Here is a 19,295-nt window from a genome sequence, read left to right on the forward strand (position 1 = left end):
ATGACGAACACAATCCCCGTCCATCTCGACATCAACGGCCAGCATCATGAGTTGCAACTCGAGCCGCGTGTCACGCTGCTCGACGCCTTGCGAGACCGCCTCGGCCTGACCGGCACCAAGAAGGGCTGCGACCATGGCCAGTGCGGTGCTTGCACCGTGCATGTCGACGGCGAGCGCGTGCTCGCCTGCCTGACCCTGGCCGCGCAAGCCGAGGGCCGCGCCATCACCACCATAGAGGGGCTTGCAAGCGAGGGCGAACTGCATCCCGTGCAGGCTGCCTTCCTCGAGCAGGACGCCTTCCAGTGCGGCTATTGCACACCCGGGCAGATCATGTCGGCGGTGGCCTGCATTCGCGAGGGTCATGCCGGCTCTGACGATGAAATCCGCGAATACATGGCCGGCAACCTCTGCCGCTGCGGCGCCTATCCACACATTGTCGCCGCTGTCCGCCAGGCAGCCCTAGAGGTCGCGTCATGAAGGACTTCTCCTATCTTCGAGCCACCTCGACGGATGCCGCGCGTGAGGCGGCCGCCCTGCCCGGCGCCATGCTCCTGGCTGGCGGCACCACGCTGATCGACCTCGCCAAATGCGGCGTCGCCGAGCCCGACACGCTGGTCGACATCACCCACCTCGAGGGGCTGGACCGGATCGCGGTCGACGAGCGCGGCGCCACCATTGGCGCGCTCGCCCGCATGGGCCATGTCGCCGACCACGCGGACATCAAAAGCCGTTTCCCCGCCGTCTCGGAGGCGCTGTGGCAAGCGGCTTCGGCGCAGATCCGCAACATGGCGACCATAGGCGGCAATCTGATGCAGCGCACGCGCTGCCCCTATTTCCGCGATCCTTCGAACTTTCCGGCCTGCAACAAGCGGCAGCCCGGCAGCGGCTGTTCGGCGATCGGCGGCGTCACCAGGGGGCACGCGGTGCTCGGCACCAGCGAAGCCTGCATCGCCATGTACCCCGGTGACCTCGCCACGGCGCTGGTCGCCTTCGACGCGACAGTCCGTCTCGGCGAGCGGCAGCTTTTAGTCGATGACTTTTTCCTGCTGCCCGGCACTACGCCGGACAGGGAGCATGCGATCGAGCCTGGCGAGATGATCACCGCTATCGAAATCCCCTCCTCCGCCGCAGCCCGCCGCTCGACCTATCTGAAGATCCGCGATCGGCAGTCCTATGAATTCGCCGCGGCCAGTGCCGCGGTCGGGCTCGAACTGGAAGCCGATGGCCGCACCATCCGCGACCTGCGCGTGGCGCTCGGCGGCGTCGCCACCAAACCCTGGCGCGCGCGGGCGGTGGAAGACGCCCTGAAAGGCAAGGTGCTGGAGCCGGACGCCGTGCGGGCGGCCAGCCTGCTCGCCGTCGAGGGCGCCGTCGACCATGGCGCCAACCACTACAAGATCGAGCTCGCGCCGCGCGTCGTCGCGCGCGCCATCCTCAAATTGGGAGAAGCGGCATGACCGTTCACACAAGACATGGCGATGCTTCCGACGGCGCGCTGGCGGAAGCCGTCGGCGGCCGGCTTTCGCGCGTCGACGGCCCGGCCAAGATCACCGGCGCGGCGAAATACGCCGTCGAGCAGCAGCTCGAAGGCCTCGTTTATGGCGTGCTGGTCGAAAGCACGATCGCATCGGGCAAGGTGCGCGCCATCGACACCAAGGCGGCCGAGGCGGCACCGGGCGTGCTGCAAGTGCTCACACCAGACACCATCATCAGCCTGAAAACCGCCTCGGACTGGTTCGGCACGCCGCCGCCCGACAAGCCCTATTGCCCGCTGGCGCGCGATATCACCTTCTCGGGCCAGCATGTCGCCGCTGTCATCGCCGAGACCTTCGAGCAGGCGGTCGCCGCGGCGGCACTCGTCAAGGTCAGCTATGACGAGACGCCGGCCATCGTCGACCTCAGCGACGGCAAGGCCGGCGACGGCATCCCGATCGACGCCATGACCAAGGAATGGGGCGACGCCCAGGCCGCCTTCGCCTCGGCCCCGGTGCGGATCTGCGCCGCCTATAACACCCCGCGCGAATACCAGGCGCCGATGGAGCCGCATGGCCTGATCGCTCGCTGGGAGGGCGACAGGCTGACCGTGTGGGAGCCGAGCCAGTGGCTGGACGGCATGGCCCGCACCTATGCCGAATGGTTCGGCGTGCCGTTCGAGAATGTGCGGCTGGTCTCGCCCTATATTGGCGGCGGCTTCGGCTCCAAGGCGCTGGCGCTCAGCCATGGCGCGGTGGCCGCATGTGCCGCCAAGATGCTCGGCCGGCCGGTGCGGCTGGTGATGACGCGCCCGCAGACCTTCACCGGTTACGGCGGCCGCGCCGCGACCCGGCAGACGGTGACGATCGGCGCCGACCATGACGGCCTGATCCAGTCGATCGTGCATCGCGGCGTCAATGAAACATCGATCGACGGCATGTGGGTCGAGCCGCTGGGATCGGTCACTTCGATCATGTACGCGACCCCGAATTTCTCCTCCAGGCAGAATGTCGTGCGGGTGAATTCGGTGGTGCCGGGCGCCATGCGCGCGCCGGGCGAAAACCCGAGCGCCTTCGGTATCGAAAGCGCCATCGACGAACTCGCCTACGAGGTCGGCATCGATCCGCTGGAGATCCGGCTGCGCAACTACGCCGAACAGGATCCGGAAGCGAAAAAAGCCTGGTCGACCAGGCAATTGCGCGAGGCTTTTGCCGTGGGCGCCGAGCGCTTCGGCTGGGTCAGGCGCACGCCGGAGCCGCGCTCGATGCGCGACGGCAACCAGTTGATCGGCTGGGGCGTCGCCGCCGGCACCTATCCGGTGCGGCGCGCCTATGGCGAGGCGATCGTGCGCATCCTGGCCGACGGCTCGGTCGAGGTCGAAAGCTCCTCGATCGACATGGGCCAGGGCACCTACACCATCCTGGCGCAGACCGCGGCCGAGACGGTTGGCGTGCCAGCCGACGACGTGGTGGTGAAGCTGGGCGATTCCCGCTTTCCCCGAGCCGGCGTCACCGGCGGCTCACGGCTGGCCGGCGTCATGACCGGTGCCGTCTACAAGGCCGCGACCTCGGCGCTCGACCAGTTGATCGGCCTAGCGATCAGCGATCCGCGCTCGCCCTTCCACGCCCTGCAGGCCAACACGCTGGTCGTCGCCAACGGCCGTATCACCGCGCCGCGCGGCGACGGCCCCGATGTCTCGATCGCCGAACTGCTCAAAAACGTCGGCCGCGACCGCATCGAAGCGATGGGCGACACCATGCCGGCCAATTCGAGCGCCGAGGACCGCTACAAGAACTACACCACCATCGCCATGGCGCTGCCGCATACCGAGGGCGACTATTCCCGCCACTCCTGGTGCGCGCATTTCGTCGAGGTGCGCGTCGACGAGGATTTCGGCACGGTGCGCGTGTCGCGCGTGGTGTCGGCGCTGGATTCGGGCCGGCTCTACAACCCGAAGCTCGCCGAAAGCCAGTGGAAGGGCGGCATCATCATGGGCATCGGCCAGGCGCTGCTCGAGGAAGGCATCATGGACCGCCGCCACGGCCGCATCGTCAACAACAACCTCGCCGATTATCTGGTGCCGACCAATGCCGACATTCCCGACATCGAGGTGATCTCGGTCGGCATCCCCGACCTGCATTCCTCGATGCTCGGTGGCAAGGGCGTCGGCGAACTCGCCATCGTCGGCGTCGCCCCGGCAATCGCCAACGCGGTATTCCACGCCACGGGCAAGAGGGTTCGCGATCTGCCGATCACGCTGGAGAAGCTGATTTAGGACGGAGTAATCTCCCCCCTCGAGGGGGAGACGTCGCCGAAGGCGACAGAGGGGGGTCGCCACACGTGGAGCGCCAACTCCCCTTGCGGCGCAGGCAAGGCCAAGCCCGGTCGAACCGACCCCCTCTGCCTGCCGGCCATCTCCCCCTCGAGGGGGGAGATTACGCACTCCTTCATCACGTCCCCTGCCCCTTCAGGAATTGGCTGAGCAGATCCACCGGCAGCGGGAACACCACCGTGGACGAGCGCTCGCCGGCGATGTCGTGCAAGGCCTCGAAATAGCGCAGCTGCATGGCCTGCGGCTCGGCCGCCAGCATGCGGCCCGCCTCGACCAGTTTCGCCGCCGCCTGCTGCTCGCCATCGGCGTTGATTACCTTGGCGCGCCGCAGCCGCTCGGCCTCGGCCTGCTTGGCGATGGCGCGGATCATGTTTTCGTTGAGGTCGACATGCTTGATCTCGACATTGGACACCTTGATGCCCCATGCGTCGGTGCGTTGGTCGAGGATTTCCTGGATGTCGCTGTTGAGCCTGTCGCGCTCGGCCAGCATCTCGTCGAGTTCGTGCTTGCCGAGCACCGAGCGCAGCGTGGTCTGCGCCAGCTGGTTGGTGGCGGCCATGAAGTCTTCTACCTGGATGACCGCCCGCTCGGCGTCGACGATGCGGAAATAGAGCACCGCGTTGACCTTGACCGAGACATTGTCGCGCGAAATCACGTCCTGCGGCGGCACATCCCGCACCACCACGCGCAGGTCGACCTTCACCATCTGCTGGATGAAGGGGACAAGGATGATGAGACCCGGCCCCTTGACCCCGGTGAAGCGGCCGAGCGTGAAGACCACGCCGCGCTGATATTCCCGGAGGATGCGTATGGACGCGGACAGAAATATGATCACGACCAGCGCAACGATCAGATAGGCCACGTAACCAATCATCATTGTCTTGCTCCATTCCTTCCCGTGTCGCGCCGCCGCACGGTCAGTACGAGGTCGGCGATATCGGTCACCTCGACGCTGTCGCCGGCCGCGATCGGTTCGTCGGCCTTCGCCCGCCAGCGCTCGCCCAGGGCCAGCACATGGCCCTCGCCGCCCTGCCAATCGAGGATCTCGGCCAGCTGGCCGCGCATCGCCTCGCCGCCGACGCGCGGCGGGTTCTTGCGCGCCGCCCAGAGATAGGTGCCGCTCAGCAGCGCCAATCCAAGCGTCAGCGCGGCGGCGGGACCGATGACCGCCCATGACATGGCAAAGCCCGGCCCCTCGACCCTGAGCAGCATGGTTGCGCCGAACAGAAAGGCGGCCACGCCGCCGAGCCCAAGCACGATGGTGGGATTGAAGGCCTCGATGATGAGGAAAACGACGCCGAGCAGCATCAGGGCAAGGCCGGTATAGTTGATCGGCAGGAGATCGAGCGCGTAGAGGCCGAGCACGAGGCAGATGGTGCCGATGACGCCGGGCGCCACGGCACCCGGGCTGGTGAACTCGAAGACGATGCCATAGACGCCGACCAGCATCAGGATGACGGCGGTGTTGGGATCGGTGATGACGAAAAGCAGCCGGATGAACCAGCCGGGCTCCAGCGTCTCGACCGGCAGCCCTTTCGTCGCCAGCCCCACTTTCCTGCCGGCCACATCGACGGTGCGCCCATCGGCCAGTTGCAGGAGTTCGGTGGTGTCGCGGGCGACGAAGTCGATCACATGTTCCTGCAGCGCCGCATTGGCCGAAAGGCTCGCCGCCTCGCGCACGGCCTTCTCGCCCCAGTCGCCATTGCGACCGCGCAGTTCGGCGAGCGAACGGATCAGGGCGACGGCGTCATTGGTCACCTTGGCCATCATCGCGTCGCCCGCAGGCCGTCCACTGGCGTCCTTCTGGTCGCCCTTCTCGCCGCCCGGAAGCGACGGCAGCCCGCCAATCTCCACCGGCGTCGCGGCACCCAGATTGGTACCGGGCGCCATGACAGCGACATGGGTGGCGTAGAGGATGTAGGTGCCGGCGCTCGCTGCATGGCCGCCGGCCGGCGCGACATAGCCGATGACAGGCAGCGGCGACGCCAGTATATCGGCGATCATCTCGCGCATCGAGGTAACCAGCCCGCCCGGCGTATCAAGTTGCAGGATGAGGACCGTGGCGTCCCGTTTGGCCGCGGCATCAAGCGCCTCCTCGAGCTGCCTGCTGCTTGCCGGCCCGATGGCGCCGTCAATGACAATGCGCAACGCGACCCTCTCGCTCCCGGCCGAAGAGAAGGGACAAAGAACAGCCGCGACGATGAAGGCCGCGGCAAGAAGGGCCACCCGCGCGAAGGTCACGCTCAAAGCTCCATGGATTCAATATGGGGTTGTATTTGGGCGAGTCCATAGAGGACGCGACATCGGCGATCGTGACGGCCGAAGCGACGGCCGGGAGGGCAAGATGGCGGGCAGGCCAGAGGAGACGCGCGAAGAATCCCAGCCCTCGGCGCGCCGCGTGAATCCGTTCGACGCGACGCTCTTCAGGAGTGAGCGCAAATCAGCAGGCTTGGGTCCGCGAACGCGCGCAACCGCCGGTCTCCCCTGCGGAGCAGATCGGCGGCTTCAGCGCCAATCAGCTGCCAGCGGCGTGCCGATGTCCGAAACGAGTTTGACGAGATCGGCCTGGCGTCTCGTGCCGGTCTTGGCGAAGATGCGGTTGAGGTGTGTCTTCAGCGTGGTTTCGCCGATGCCGAGCGACGATGCGCTCTTCGAGGCGGACAATCCGCTGCCGATGCGCAGCAGCACCCGCGCCTCCGCGGGCGTAAGGTCGAACAATGTGGTGAGAACGGCTTCCGGCAGTGGCGAAGCGGACGTCGTGGTCGACACGAAGACGGCGACGCAAGCGGGCCGAAAAACCGCGCGGGCGGTTCCTTCGGTCAACGGCAATACATAGGCGACGGCCGGCGGCTGCCCCGGGGCCGAAATGGGCAGGCCTATGCCTCGGGCGCCAAGCGAGGCATCCGCGCTGGCGGCATTGGCGATCGCATCCAGAAGGGGACGGGCCACCGCCGGGTTTTGCACCTGGAGCAGGCCTTTCCTGGAAAGAATCGGGCCCTGCATCGAAAACATCCGTTCGGCGGCCCCGTTCGCGTGGAGGATCGCGCCATTGGCGCCGGTCAGAACAACAGGCACGGCCAAATGGTCGAGCGCCTGGCGATAAAGATTGGCGGTAACGCGGGTCTGATCGAGCAGGTCTCCAATCAGCGACGCACGGCGCAGATGCGGCGAGAGCAATGCCAGGAAACGCTGATCTTCGGCTGAGATGACTGCCCTCGTGGCCCGCGTGGTGCAGCCCACGAGCCCGATCCGGTCCGATGTATGAACGAATTTGGTGATGCAGCCTTCACGCAATCCCTGCGGTTTGGCCCAATTCTGAAAAAACGGCGTCTGCTGGAGTTCGGCCTCGCTCATCCGCGACAGCGTGGCGACAGGGGTGTCGACGTCGCCGACGACTGCGGCCTTCAGCCCCGGAATCGTGTCGAAGTCATAGTCATCCTGGAGCACGCGCATTTGCTCCGGATCCCAGGGCGATTGGGCCGCGAAGCGGCCATGATTGCCGTCGGCGCTGGCAAGCGCGATGGTGGTATAGGCGGCGTCGACAGCCGTTGTGATCCGGGTCATCACCCCGGCCCAGCCGTCGGGGTTCAAAACGCAATCATAGATATCGCCGACAATCGAAGAAAGGACTTCGCTGCTTGGTCTCTCCATCACGCCTCCAAGCATGCCCCCGATCCCGCCGCTGGCGGATCTTGCGGCGTCATACTTTCGGATGACGCCAGGCGCGGTCGCTGTCAATTAAAGGTTCAATTCGATCCATTGAACGCCACGCGGCCACTCTTGCCGGTTATTCTCACAATGGAAAGCATCGCGTTCGATTTTTTGAAACTGGGTGCTCTGTTGAGGTCTTACATTGTCACGAAAGACGGTGTTTTCATCGGCTCAATTGCCATCACATCTTGACGAACGCGAACGATTTTCCCTCTGGCAAGACATTCATGTCGCGGAAATATGGTCGGTCGAGTACGGCATATCGGAAAAACTGCCTTTCGAAGCCGCGATCGAAGCCACGGCTGTCGGGCCGCTCGTTCTTGGCCATATGTCTGGAACCATCAAGCATGCGACGAGGAAGGCGAGCAACATCGCCGAAGACGACAATGACGGCTATCTGCTGCTGATCAACAAGGCCGACACCGTGTTGGCCGGGGCTCAGGTCGGCCGCGAATATGGCATCGGTCAGGGAGAAGCCGTCCTGGTCACCGCGTCGGAAGCGCTGAAAATGGGCGGTGCGGACAGGAATGTGTGGGCGAATGTGGTGGTCCCGCGCGCCATCCTTTCCAAGGCCTTCCCGCAGATCGACGACAGGCTGGCGTTGAAGATCGGCGCCGACAACGAAGCCCTCGATCTTCTCAAGCGCTATTGCCTGCTTCTTGAAACCGGCCGCCCGCTCGGCTCACTCGATCTCATAGCCCACGCGACGGAGACGATCGTCGATTTGATAGGCCTGGTGACCGGCGCGAAAGGTCAGGCTGCCGAACTGGCCGGCCTTCGTGGCCTGCGCGCCGCCAGGCTGCAGGCGATCCTGGCGAAGATCGCCGATAGTTTTACCGACCCCGGCATCTCCGCCCAAGGTGTCGCGCAAGAACTCGGCCTGTCGGCGCGCTACGTCCACGATCTCCTTCAGGAGACGGGCACCAGCTTCACCGAACGCGTTCTCGAACTGCGCTTGCAGCGAGCCCACAAGATGCTTTCGCACAGACACAATGACGACATGCGGGTCAGCGACATCGCCATGATAAGCGGATTCAGCGATGTGTCCTATTTCAACCGCTGCTTCCGTCGCCGCTTCGGCCACACGCCGACCGGGGCCAGATAGATCTGGGCACCCTCCGGCAACCGGCAAACCGGCGCGCCATTGTCCGATTCCCTCTCCTTGAAAGGCCGAAAAGCCATGGCGCCGGCGGCGATCGATGGGACCAAACGGCCACAGTGCGCGGAAAAGGCACGGCATTTCACTCCAGTCCAATTCCAGTGCTGCCCTGCCCAAGACAACAGCCGGGTGCCGATGACATGTCAGCCTCAGGGTGCAACGACTGCCAGGTCAGGGGATTGAATGCCGCAGAATGGATTTGAAGGCCGCAAGATGAAGGCGTTGAAATATCTGGCGTTGGCTTCGACGGCGCTGATCGGCCTTGGCCAGTCGATCTCCGCATCGGCCGCCGATAGCTGGACCGGCGCCGCCTCCACGAACTGGTTTACCCCCGGAAACTGGAACCCCGCCGCTGTTCCGACATCGAGCGACGACGTTACTCTCGATGCCACGTTCCCGCATCCGGCGGTGGTCAATGCGCCGAATGCAGCCGCGCACTATGTGTTTGTCGGCACCATTGCCGATTACACAGGCTCGCTGACGATTACGAACGGCGGCACCCTCTCCGACACCGCCGGTTATCTCGGCTACGTTTCGAACGCGAGCGGCACGGTGAGCGTCGTTGGAGCAGGCTCGGTCTGGAACAACAGTTCCGACCTTTTCCTTGCCTCGGGTACGAACAGCACCGGCACCTTGACGATCTCGAACGGCGGCGCTGTCAGCGACACCGTGGGTCATGTCGGCTACGGTCAGGGGACCGGCACCGTGACGGTCGATGGGCCCGGCTCGACCTGGACCAACAGCGGGGCGCTCTTCATCGGCGATGCCGGCACCGGCACGCTGACGATCTCCAATGGCGGCGCTGTCAGCAATTCCTTCGGCTCGATTGGTGAGCAGGCCGGTTCCAATGGCGCAGCGACGGTCACCGGCCCCGGCTCGTCCTGGACCAATTCCGGCAATCTCCTTGTCGGCTGGGGCGGCGCCGGCACGCTGACGATCCAGAACGGCGGCGCGGTAAGCAACGACAGTGGCATCGTCGGCGCCAAATCCGGCACGACCGGCGCTGTGACAGTCGCCGGCGCCGGCTCGTCCTGGACCAATTCCGGCGAGCTCTATGTCGGCTGGGACGGCGCCGGCACGCTGACGGTCCAGAGCGGTGGCATGGTGAGCAACACCAACGGCTATATCGGCGCCAATTTCAGCCCGGCTGCCGCCGCGACGGTGGACGGCGCGGGCTCGCACTGGACCAATTCCGGCTTTCTCTCCATCGGCTATTTCGGTGACGGCGCGCTGACGATCCAGAACGGCGGCGCAGTGAGCGCTGCGTCGGGCTACATCGGCGTCAATCCCGGTTCGAGCGGCACCCTTACGGTCACCGGAAGCGGATCGACCTGGAGCGACACGGACGGCCTCTACGTTGGAAATGACGGCACTGGCATACTGAGCATCCAGAACGGCGGTCTTGTCAGCAGCAACATCGGCTTTGCCGGTGCCAATGCGGGCTCGACCGGCGCGGCGACGGTCAATGGCATAGGTTCGATCTGGAGCATCGCGTCGAGCCTCTTTGTCGGGAACGCCGGCACGGGCACATTGACGATTTCGAATGGCGGCGCCGTCAGCAATGGCGCGGGGACCATTGGCGCGAAAGCAGGCTCGACCGGCATGGTATTCGTCGACGGGTTGGGCTCGACATGGACCAACGGCGGATTGCTGGTTGTCGGCGATTACGGCACCGGCACGCTGGCGATCTCGAACGGCGGTACAGTCACCAGCAATGCCGGCTATCTGGGCTTTGATGTCGGGTCGACAGGTTCGGCGACGGTCAGCGGCGCGGGCTCAACCTGGACCAGCAGCAGCCTCCTTATTGTCGGTCAGCGCGGAACGAGCTCATTGATCGTCTCGAATGGCGGCAAGATCGCCGACACCGATGGCTGTCTGGGTTTTTATGCCGGGTCCACCGGTACCGCTGACATCGACGGCCCCGGCTCGACCTGGACCAATAGCGGAGATCTCAATGTCGGCATCAGTGGCACTGGCATGCTGACGATCGCGAATGGCGGCACGGTGTCGACCAGCGGCGTGGTCAACATCGCCGTCCTGGCGGGCTCTGCCGGCACGTTGAACATCGGCGCGGCGAGCGGATCGCCCGCCGCCACCGCGGGCGCGCTCAATGCGGCAAGTGTCCAGTTCGGACCGGGTGCGGGCGCGATCAACTTCAATCACACCGACACGAACTACACGTTCGCGTCGGCGATCAGCGGCGCGGGCACGATCAACCAGATCGCCGGCACGACGAACCTGACCGCCGATTCGAGCGGCTTCACCGGTGCAACCAATGTCAGCGGCGGGCGGCTGGCCGTGAACGGTTCGCTGGCCAACTCGCTGATGACGATCTCGGGCGGCGCGCTGGGCGGCAACGGTACGGTTGGCGGCATCGTCGCACAGTCGGGCGGTATCATCGCACCGGGCAATTCGATCGGCACCCTCGATGTCGCGGGCGACATCGACCAGGCAGCGGGCTCGATCTACCAGGTCGAACTGACATCGACCGGCCAGTCCGACCTCATCCAGGCGACGGGCACGGCGACGATCGCCGCCAGCGCGGTCCTCGACGTCGTCAAGACGGATGCCGCGCCTTACGTGCTTGGCACGCACTACACCGTGCTGCAAGCCGATACCGGCGTCATCGGCACCTACACGCTCAGCGGGGCCGGCCCCTTCATCGGCCTTGTCGCCAATTACGACCCGACGCATATCTATCTCGATGTGGTGCAGGCGAAGTCCTTCGCCGCGGTCGGCCTGACGCCCAACCAGATCGCCACCGGCGGCGGCGCCGAAAGCCTTGGCGGCGGCAATCCGCTCTTTGATGCCATAATGGGCCTGCCGAGCGAAACCGCGGCCCAGGCGGCCTTCGACCAGCTCTCGGGTGATATCCATGCCTCGGCCAAGGGCATGCTGCTCGAAGACAGCGGCTTCATCCGCGATGCCGCCAGCAATCGCATCGCCGCGGCTTTCGGCGACGGTGGTGCGGCGGCACTGCCGGTCATGGCTTATGGCGAGGGTGGACCGGAGATGGTCGCCGCCGACACCGATCGCTTCGCCGTCTGGGGCCAAGCCTTTGGTTCGTGGGGCGACACGGACAGCGATGGCAACGCCGCCGCCTTCGACCGCTCGACCGGCGGCCTGCTGGCCGGCGCCGATACGTTGGTCGGCGGCTGGCGCGTCGGCCTCATCGGCGGCTACAGCCATTCCTCTTTCGATGCGGACGCCCGCAACGCCGCCGGCAAGAGCGACAGCTATCATCTTGGCCTCTATGGCGGCACCAATTGGGGTGCCATCGCCTTCCGCAGCGGCGCGGCCTACAGCTGGAGCAGCCTCTCGACAAGGCGCTCCGTCGCCTTCAACGGTTTTGCCGATCATCTCTCGGCCGATTACGATGCCGGCACGGCGCAAGTGTTCGGCGAATTCGCCTACAAGGCCGATGCCGGGCGCTTCAAGGTCGAACCCTTCGCCAACCTGGCCTATGTCAGTCTGCATACCGACGGCTTCACCGAAACGGGCGGTGCGTCGGCTTTGACCAGCGCCGGCACAAGCACCAACGCCACCTTCACCACGCTGGGCCTGCGAAGCTCGACGGGCTTCATGCTTGGCGGCGTCGACGCCACCGCGCGCGGCATGCTCGGCTGGCGCCATGCCTTCGGCGATATCACCCCGACTTCCAGCTTCGCCTTCGCGGGCGGAGACGCTTTCACCATCGCCGGCGTGCCTGTCGCCAGGGACGCGGCGGTAGTCGAGGCCGGTCTCGACCTCGACATGTCGGCCAATGCCACGCTCGGCCTCTCCTATACCGGGCAATTCGGCGGCGGCACGGTCGACCAGGGCGCGAAGATCAATCTGGACCTGCGGTTCTGAACCAGAGCATGGTGCGGAAAAGTGTGACATCATGCTCTATCTCTTTGAGTAGGGCCGGCTTTTGCAGCATGAGCCGGTACGTCTGTCGATCGCCTACTCCGGCGACGGCACCGGCGGCTTCGAGGTCAGCGCGGTGCCGGCGGCCGCGACGATGACGGCGGCGATGCCGGCGAGTTGCGGCACGGTCAGGCTTTCGTGCAGGAACAGGAAGCCGGCGAGTGCGCCGAGCCCCGGCTCCAGGCAGGTCAGCGTGCCGTAGATGCGGGCCGGCATCCGGGTCAGCGCCACCATTTCCAGCCAGAACGGCAGCGCGCTGGAGAACAGGCCGACCAGCAGCGCGCTGACCAGGATCGAGGGCGCGAGCAGCCCCGTTCCCGCCTGCGCCACGCCGAAGGGCAGCACCAGCACGGCGGCGATCGCCATGCCATAGGCCGTGCTGCGCGAGCCGAGTTCCGCGCCCGCCTTCTGGGCGAGCACAATGTACAGCGCCCAGAAGCCGCCGGCCGCCAGTGCCAGCATCACCCCGGCCGGATCGAGCGGCTGCAGCGAGTGGACGAAGGGCGACAGCAGGACGATTCCGGCCACGGCCAGCGCGATCCAGGCGAAGTCGCTGGCGCGCCGCGAGGTCAGCGTCGCCACCAGAAGCGGCCCGGAAAACTCCAGCGCCACCGCGACGCCGAGCGGAATCCTGGCAAGTGCCGCATAGAACAGGAGGTTGAGCGCGCAAAGCGTCACGCCATAGGCGATGAGCCACGGCAAGGTGGCGCGCGACGGCCGTATCTGCCACGGCCGCAGCACCGCGATCAGCATCAGCGCGCCGATGACCAGCCTTAGCGTCGTCGTGCCCTGCGCGCCGATGACGGGAAACAGCGTTTTGGCGAAGGTGGCGCCGATCTGGATCGACACCATGGCGCCCATCAGCGCCGCGACGGGCAAAGGCGCCGCTTCGCGACGGGCAACCGCGGTCAATGTCACTTGATGTATCCTCCATGCCGCGGGGCGTCAGCCCCCTGGCGGCCTCGGGATAGGCCGAACCGGTCCGCCTGTCGTGAGGCAGCGGAAACGGCTTGATGGGGTCAGAACCGGTGCGCGAGGCGAACGGTCTGCAGCCGCCGCCTCAGCCGGCAAATGACACGCCCCTGCGGCGCATCCCGGCCTGCACGCCAAGCAGGATCAGCCGGGACAGGATTTCCATGTCCAGCGGCATGTTTGGGCGCCAGACGTCGAGCAGCAGGGCCACCCGGGCCTCATCGGCGTTGTTCATCACCTCATGCGGATATGTGTCGTCCCACAGCATGCCCTCGCCGTCGGTGATCCGCCTCTCCTGATGATTGATCATCATGACGGTTGCCGGGCGGCCATCCGCCTGCCGCGGAATGGCCAAGCCAAGGTGAAATCGCATGATGCCCCGAAAAGGCCCGCGATGGCTGGGGATGTGTTTGCGCGGTGCCAGGAAGGAAACCGCCGCCGATTTGACTTCCGGGCATTCGGCCAGCAGCCGCGCAAGAACTGGCATCCGCGCGAGGTTCTCCGGCACCGCGATGTCATAGGCCTTGAGCACGAACATGCGCCAGTCGAGACCGTCATTGGCCGAGATTTCGGCCTGCTCCGGCATGATGTCGTGGAAGCGCGGCACTTTGTTCAGTCGCACCGCAAGCGCTTCGTCGCGGATGCCGCGCCAGGCACTGGTGAATTTCGCCGCGTTCGGAAATTCGGTGGCTACATCAAGGATAGCCGGCGCGTCTATCCGTTTTTCGTAGACACGCCGGATCACATCGGATGCAAGATCGTAGATGCGCGACATTTCATGGCCTCCGTGACACTATAAACGGACATCCGACGGTCTGGATCACACATTTTGTTCACCGCGTTGCTGCCTTCGACGCCAGCCGTGGCCCGGTCTTGACATCGACGATCTCGGGCCTGGCGCTGTTGACCGCGCCGTTCCGATTTCATGAGCGCAATGAGCCGCCCCGCGGCCACCGGGCCACGTTCCAAGCTTTTCATGGGACGTTTCCCTATTGCTGGGTGGCCGTCACCGGCGTTTTGCCCGTATCCTGCCCAGGATCCTGTTTGGCCGCCCTGCTCTTGAAGATGCGTCGCACCGTCACGAACAGCAGCGGCACCAGGAACACGCCGATCACGGTCGCCGCGATCATGCCTCCCATGACGCCGATGCCGACCGAGTTCTGCGCGCCGGAGCCGGCGCCGCTGGCGATCGCGAGCGGTGTGACGCCGAGGATGAAGGCCAGCGACGTCATCAGGATCGGCCGCAACCGTTGTCGCGCCGCTTCCAGCGTCGCCTCGACGAGCCCCATGCCCGCCGCTTGCCGCTCGATTGCGAACTCGACGATCAGGATGGCGTTCTTGGCAGCCAAGCCGATCGTGGTCAGCAGGCCGACCTTGAAATAGACGTCGTTGGTCTGGCCGAACAGGCTTGCCGCAAGCAGCGCGCCGAAGATGCCGATCGGCACCGACAGCATGACCGCGAATGGGATCGACCAGCTTTCATAAAGTGCCGCAAGGCACAGGAACACAACCAGCGCCGAAATCGCATAGAGCGACGTCGCCTGGTTGCCCGAAAGCCGTTCCTGATGCGACAGCCCGGTCCATTCATGCGAATAGCCGGGCGGCAGTTGGGCGACCAGCCTGTCGATCTCGTCCATCGCCGCGCCCGAACTCACGCCGGCCGCCGCGGCGCCCTGGATCTCGACCGCGGCCGATCCATTGTAGCGTTCGAGCCGGGGCGAGCCGAAGGTCCAGTGGCTGGAGGCGAAGGCCGAGAACGGCACCATGTCGCCGCTCGGATTGCGCACCTGCCATTTGTCCAGGTCTTCCGGCTGCATGCGGAAGTTGGCGTCCGACTGCAAATAGACCGGCTTCACCCGTCCACGATCGATGAAATCGTTGACGTAGTTGCTGCCCCAGGCGGTCGAGAGCGTGTTGTTGATGTCGGCGAGGCTGACGCCCAGCGCGCTTGCCTTTTCCTGGTCGATGTCGATCGAGAATTGCGGCTGGTCCTCCTGGCCGTTGGGCCTGGTATTGGCAAGCAACTTGCTCTGCGCGGCGAGGCCCAGAAGCTGGTTGCGCGTCTGGATCAGTGCGTCGTGACCGGCGCCGTTGACATCCTGCAGGTAGAAGTCGAAGCCGTTGGTGTTGCCGAATCCCTGGATGGCCGGAGGCGCCAGCGCGAAGACCTGCGCGTCCTTGATCTTCCTGAACGCGCCCATCGCGCGACCGGCGATCGCCTGAGCCGCCGCGGCCGGCGATTTGCGCTGGGCGAAATCCTTCAACCGCACGAAGCCGATGCCGACATTCTGCCCGGCGCCGCCGAAACCGAAGCCGGAGGCGGTGAAGACGCCGTCGACCACGTCCTTTTCGTCCTTCAGATAGTGGTCGGTCACCTGCGCCAGCACGCGCTCGGTGCGGTCCTGCGTGGCGCCGACCGGCAGTTGCACGCTGGTGATCAGGATGCCCTGGTCCTCTTCCGGCAGGAACGAACTCGGCAACCGCGCAAACAACCAGCCGACGCCGATGACGATGGCCAGGAACACGGCGAGGAAGCGCCCCGACCGGTTGATGATGCCATGCGAGCCATCGCGATAGGCTGTCGTGCCGCGGTCGAACATGCGATTGAACCAGCCGAATGGACCGGTCTGGGTCGCATGGTTCTTCGGCCGCCGCAGGATCGTGGCGCAAAGGGCCGGTGTCAGCACCAGCGCCACCAAAACGGACAGCACCATGGCCGAGACGATGGTCACCGAGAACTGCCGGTAGATGATGCCGGTGGAACCGCCGAAGAACGCCATCGGCACGAACACCGCCGAAAGCACGGTGGCGATGCCGACCAGCGCGCCGGTGATCTCGTTCATCGATTTTTCCGTCGCCTCTTTCGGCGACAGATCTTCCTCCTGCATGACGCGCTCGACATTCTCGACCACCACGATGGCGTCGTCGACGAGCAGGCCGATGGCCAGCACCATGGCGAACATGGTCAGTGTGTTGACGGAATAGCCGAACAGCGACAGCACGCCGAACGTGCCGAGCAGCACGACCGGCACGGCGATGGTCGGGATGATCGTCGCCCGCAAATTCTGCAGGAAGATGAACATCACCAGGAACACCAGCACGATCGCCTCGGCCAGCGTCTTGACCACCTCCTCGATCGAAAGCCGCACGAAGGGCGAGGTGTCGTAGGGATAGACGACCTCGACCCCTTGCGGGAAGGTCGAGCTCAGGCGATTGATCGTCGAGCGCACCGCCTCCGCGGTGTTGATGGCGTTGGCGCCGGTCGCCAGATTGATGGCGACACCGGCCGCCGGCTTGCCGTTGTAGTGGGCTTGCGTCGTGTAGCTTTTGGCGCCGAGCTCGACCGTGGCGACATCGTTGAGGCGGACCAGCGAACCGTCCGTCTGGCTCTTCAGGATGATGTTGCGGAACTGTTCCGCGGTCTGCAACCGGCTCTTGGCGGTCACCGTGGCGTTGAGTTCCTGGCCCTTGCGCGCCGGCAGGCCGCCGAGCTGGCCGGCCGAGACCTGCGTGTTCTGCGCCTGGATCGCGGCCGCCACGTCACTCGGCATCAAGGCATATTTGGCGAGCTTGTCGGGATCGAGCCAGATGCGCATGGCATAGCCCGAGCCGAAAAGCTGCGTCGAGCCGACGCCTTCGACGCGCTTCAGCGTGTCGTTGATGGTGGCGTCGATATAATCGGCCAGATCGGTCGAGTTCATCTTGCCGTCGCTGGAGACGAAACCGATGACCATCAGGAAGCCGGTCGAGGATTTGGAGACGGTGATGCCGTTGCTCTGCACCACTTGCGGCAGCTGCGACTGGACGAGTTGCAGCTTGTTCTGCGTCTGCACCTGGGCGGTGTCGGGATTGGCGGCACTGGTGAAGGTCAGCGTGATCGAGGCCGAACCGGTCGAGGTCGATGTGGCCGTCATGTAATCGAGATTGTCGATGCCGGTCATGCCTTGCTCGATGACCTTGGTCACCGAATTTTCCACCGTCTGGGCGTCCGCGCCCGGATAGGTGGCGCTGATGTTGACCGTGGTCGGTGCGATCTGCGGATATTGCGAGATCGGCAGCGTGGTGAGCGCGAGCAGTCCGCCCAGCATGATCACGATGGCGATCACCCAGGCGAAGATCGGCCGGTTGATGAAGAATGTGGACATCGGCTCAGTTTCCGGTCGAGGCGGCGGGCGCCGGTTGCTGGCCGGCGCTGGCCACCTTGGATGGGGCGGATGCGGCCGATGTCTGCCCGCGCTCCTTGACCTCGCCGGTCGCCTCGTCGATCGTCACTTCGACACCCGTCGCATCGCCGCCGGGCCGCACCAGTTGCAGGCCCTCGACAATGACACGGTCGTTGTCGCCGACGCCCGAATCCACCAGCCAGTTGTTGCCGATGCTGTTGCGCACCGCGAGCACACGCGTCTCGACCTTGCCCTGCGCGTTGATGACCATGGCGGTCGCCTCGCCCTTGGTGTTGCGGGTGACGGCGCGCTGCGGCACCAGGAAGCTGTTCTGGGCGACGCCTTCCTCGACCAGTGCCCGCACATACATGCCCGGCAGAAGCAGGCGGTCGGGATTGGGGAACTCGGCCCTGAGCGCGAAAGTACCCGTGGTCTGGTCGACATTGGCGCCGGCGAATTCCATCTTGCCGGTCTGCGCATAGATGGTGCCGTTCTCGAGCTTCAGCTTGACGCTGACATTGGGACCGCTGAATTTCAGCCGCCCTTCCGTGATCGCCTGGCGCAGATTGAGCAGATTGGTGCTCGACTGCGTGACGTCGACATTGATCGGGTCGAGCGAACGGATGGTGGTCAGCACGGTTGCCTGGTTGGTGGTGACCAGCGCGCCCGGCGTCAGCGTGGACTTGTCGATGCGGCCGGCGATGGGCGCGGTGATCGAGGTGCGATCGAGGCTGATGCGCGCCGTCTCCACGCTGGCCTTGGCCGAAGCCACATCCGCCTGGGCCTGCGCCAGCGTGGCGGCGGCATCGTCATAATCCTGTTTGGAAACAACGTTCTGCTTCAAGAGCCCTGCGTAGCGGTCGAACTTGGCCTGCGCGGTCGGCACCGCCGCTTCCGCCTTCTGCTGGGCCGCGACGGCGCTGTCATAGGCGGCCTGGTAACTGGCCGGGTCGATCAGATAGAGCGGCTGTCCCACCACCACCTCGGCGCCTTCCTTGAACAGGCGCTGCTGGATGATGCCGTCCACTTGCGGCCGCACCTCGGCGATCAGCGAAGCCGCCGTGCGTCCCGGCAATTCGGCGGTGATCGCGACCGACTGCGGATGCAGCGTGACGACGCCGACCTCCGGCTTACCGACGCCACCCATGCCGGCGGGTGTCTTGCCCTGCTCCTGCGAACACGCCGCCAGGAGAAGGGCAGCAGTAAACGCCGCCATCCAGGGGGCGAAGCGGCGCGGATGATTAGACTGGATCGGCATGGCCTGGAACTTTCCCTGGAGTTTCGGTCGCCGTCTGGCTGTCCGCGAAGGTGGGGTTGAGAGGATCGACGAGAGCGCCGACGATGGCGAGCGATGTGGCGACGATCGATGTCACGGCGCCCGATGTCATGGCGCCCGATGTCATGGCAAAGGCCGCGCCAGTACGCGGCCGGCGTCGAACAAGACTTCGAAGCGGCTCATGCTGCGCTCCTTCTTCTCGGCCAGAGAACACCCGATGAATTTCGAGCTGGTGGCCGCGATGCCCATCCATGTCATTATGCCGATCATCGACGACATGCCAAGCACCTTGCCGGGCGC

Annotated in this window: 14 protein-coding genes; 5 read left to right on the forward strand and 9 right to left on the reverse strand. The window is 65.3% G+C overall.

From position 1 onward, the window contains the following. The 3 genes from FJW03_RS13240 to FJW03_RS13250 are packed head-to-tail and all read left to right on the forward strand — an operon-like array spanning position 1 to position 3,748. On the forward strand, positions 1-477 hold the full coding sequence (locus tag FJW03_RS13240; RefSeq protein ID WP_140766094.1) for a (2Fe-2S)-binding protein: 477 nt from the start codon (positions 1-3) through the stop codon (positions 475-477). Further along, positions 474-1,457 (forward strand): FAD binding domain-containing protein, encoded by a 984-nt coding sequence (locus FJW03_RS13245; RefSeq protein WP_140766095.1) that lies wholly within the window; start codon positions 474-476, stop codon positions 1,455-1,457. The genes FJW03_RS13240 and FJW03_RS13245 overlap by 4 nt, the downstream gene beginning before the upstream one ends. After that, a complete protein-coding gene (locus tag FJW03_RS13250; protein WP_140766096.1) occupies positions 1,454-3,748 on the forward strand; it encodes a xanthine dehydrogenase family protein molybdopterin-binding subunit in 2,295 nt (764 codons plus the stop codon). The genes FJW03_RS13245 and FJW03_RS13250 overlap by 4 nt, the downstream gene beginning before the upstream one ends. A 175-nt stretch (positions 3,749-3,923) precedes the next feature. Here the strand turns inward: FJW03_RS13250 and FJW03_RS13255 are convergent, their stop codons facing one another. The 3 genes from FJW03_RS13255 to FJW03_RS13265 all read right to left on the reverse strand — a co-directional run bounded on the left by FJW03_RS13255 (position 3,924) and on the right by FJW03_RS13265 (position 7,456). Then, positions 3,924-4,682, reverse strand: coding sequence for a slipin family protein (locus tag FJW03_RS13255; protein WP_140612031.1), 759 nt, complete (start codon positions 4,680-4,682; stop codon positions 3,924-3,926). Continuing rightward, complete coding sequence (locus tag FJW03_RS13260; protein WP_140766097.1) at positions 4,679-6,046, reverse strand: NfeD family protein; 1,368 nt, start codon at positions 6,044-6,046, stop codon at positions 4,679-4,681. Before FJW03_RS13260 ends, FJW03_RS13255 begins: the two co-directional genes overlap by 4 nt. A 264-nt stretch (positions 6,047-6,310) precedes the next feature. After that, on the reverse strand, positions 6,311-7,456 hold the full coding sequence (locus FJW03_RS13265; RefSeq protein ID WP_140766098.1) for a helix-turn-helix transcriptional regulator: 1,146 nt from the start codon (positions 7,454-7,456) through the stop codon (positions 6,311-6,313). 217 nt (positions 7,457-7,673) lie between these two features. On the opposite strand from FJW03_RS13265, the gene FJW03_RS13270 reads away from it, so the two are divergent. Both FJW03_RS13270 and FJW03_RS13275 read left to right on the forward strand, forming a co-directional pair. Beyond that, a complete protein-coding gene (locus tag FJW03_RS13270) occupies positions 7,674-8,621 on the forward strand; it encodes an AraC family transcriptional regulator (protein ID WP_226890649.1) in 948 nt (315 codons plus the stop codon). 237 nt (positions 8,622-8,858) lie between these two features. Continuing rightward, complete coding sequence (locus FJW03_RS13275; RefSeq protein WP_140766100.1) at positions 8,859-12,527, forward strand: autotransporter outer membrane beta-barrel domain-containing protein; 3,669 nt, start codon at positions 8,859-8,861, stop codon at positions 12,525-12,527. 93 nt (positions 12,528-12,620) lie between these two features. Here the strand turns inward: FJW03_RS13275 and FJW03_RS13280 are convergent, their stop codons facing one another. The 6 genes from FJW03_RS13280 to FJW03_RS13305 all read right to left on the reverse strand — a co-directional run bounded on the left by FJW03_RS13280 (position 12,621) and on the right by FJW03_RS13305 (position 19,274). Then, entirely contained in the window at positions 12,621-13,502 is an 882-nt protein-coding gene (locus FJW03_RS13280; RefSeq protein WP_140766101.1) for an EamA family transporter, read from the reverse strand. Between the two features lie 142 nt (positions 13,503-13,644). Further along, complete coding sequence (locus tag FJW03_RS13285) at positions 13,645-14,331, reverse strand: aspartyl/asparaginyl beta-hydroxylase domain-containing protein (protein ID WP_140766102.1); 687 nt, start codon at positions 14,329-14,331, stop codon at positions 13,645-13,647. 214 nt (positions 14,332-14,545) lie between these two features. Then, positions 14,546-17,701 carry an efflux RND transporter permease subunit gene (locus tag FJW03_RS13290; protein WP_140694580.1) on the reverse strand — a complete coding sequence of 1,052 codons (3,156 nt, stop codon included), beginning with the start codon at positions 17,699-17,701 and terminating at the stop codon, positions 14,546-14,548. 4 nt (positions 17,702-17,705) lie between these two features. Beyond that, a complete protein-coding gene (locus tag FJW03_RS13295) occupies positions 17,706-18,977 on the reverse strand; it encodes an efflux RND transporter periplasmic adaptor subunit (protein ID WP_140766103.1) in 1,272 nt (423 codons plus the stop codon). Continuing rightward, positions 18,961-19,122, reverse strand: a complete 162-nt coding sequence (locus FJW03_RS13300) for a hypothetical protein (protein ID WP_181173302.1) — start codon at positions 19,120-19,122, stop codon at positions 18,961-18,963. The genes FJW03_RS13295 and FJW03_RS13300 overlap by 17 nt, the downstream gene beginning before the upstream one ends. Then, entirely contained in the window at positions 19,119-19,274 is a 156-nt protein-coding gene (locus FJW03_RS13305; RefSeq protein ID WP_181173303.1) for a hypothetical protein, read from the reverse strand. The genes FJW03_RS13300 and FJW03_RS13305 overlap by 4 nt, the downstream gene beginning before the upstream one ends. Positions 19,275-19,295 lie beyond the last annotated feature (21 nt).

This window comes from Mesorhizobium sp. B4-1-4 (genome assembly GCF_006439395.2).
In the GTDB taxonomy this organism is placed as follows: Bacteria; Pseudomonadota; Alphaproteobacteria; order Rhizobiales; family Rhizobiaceae; genus Mesorhizobium.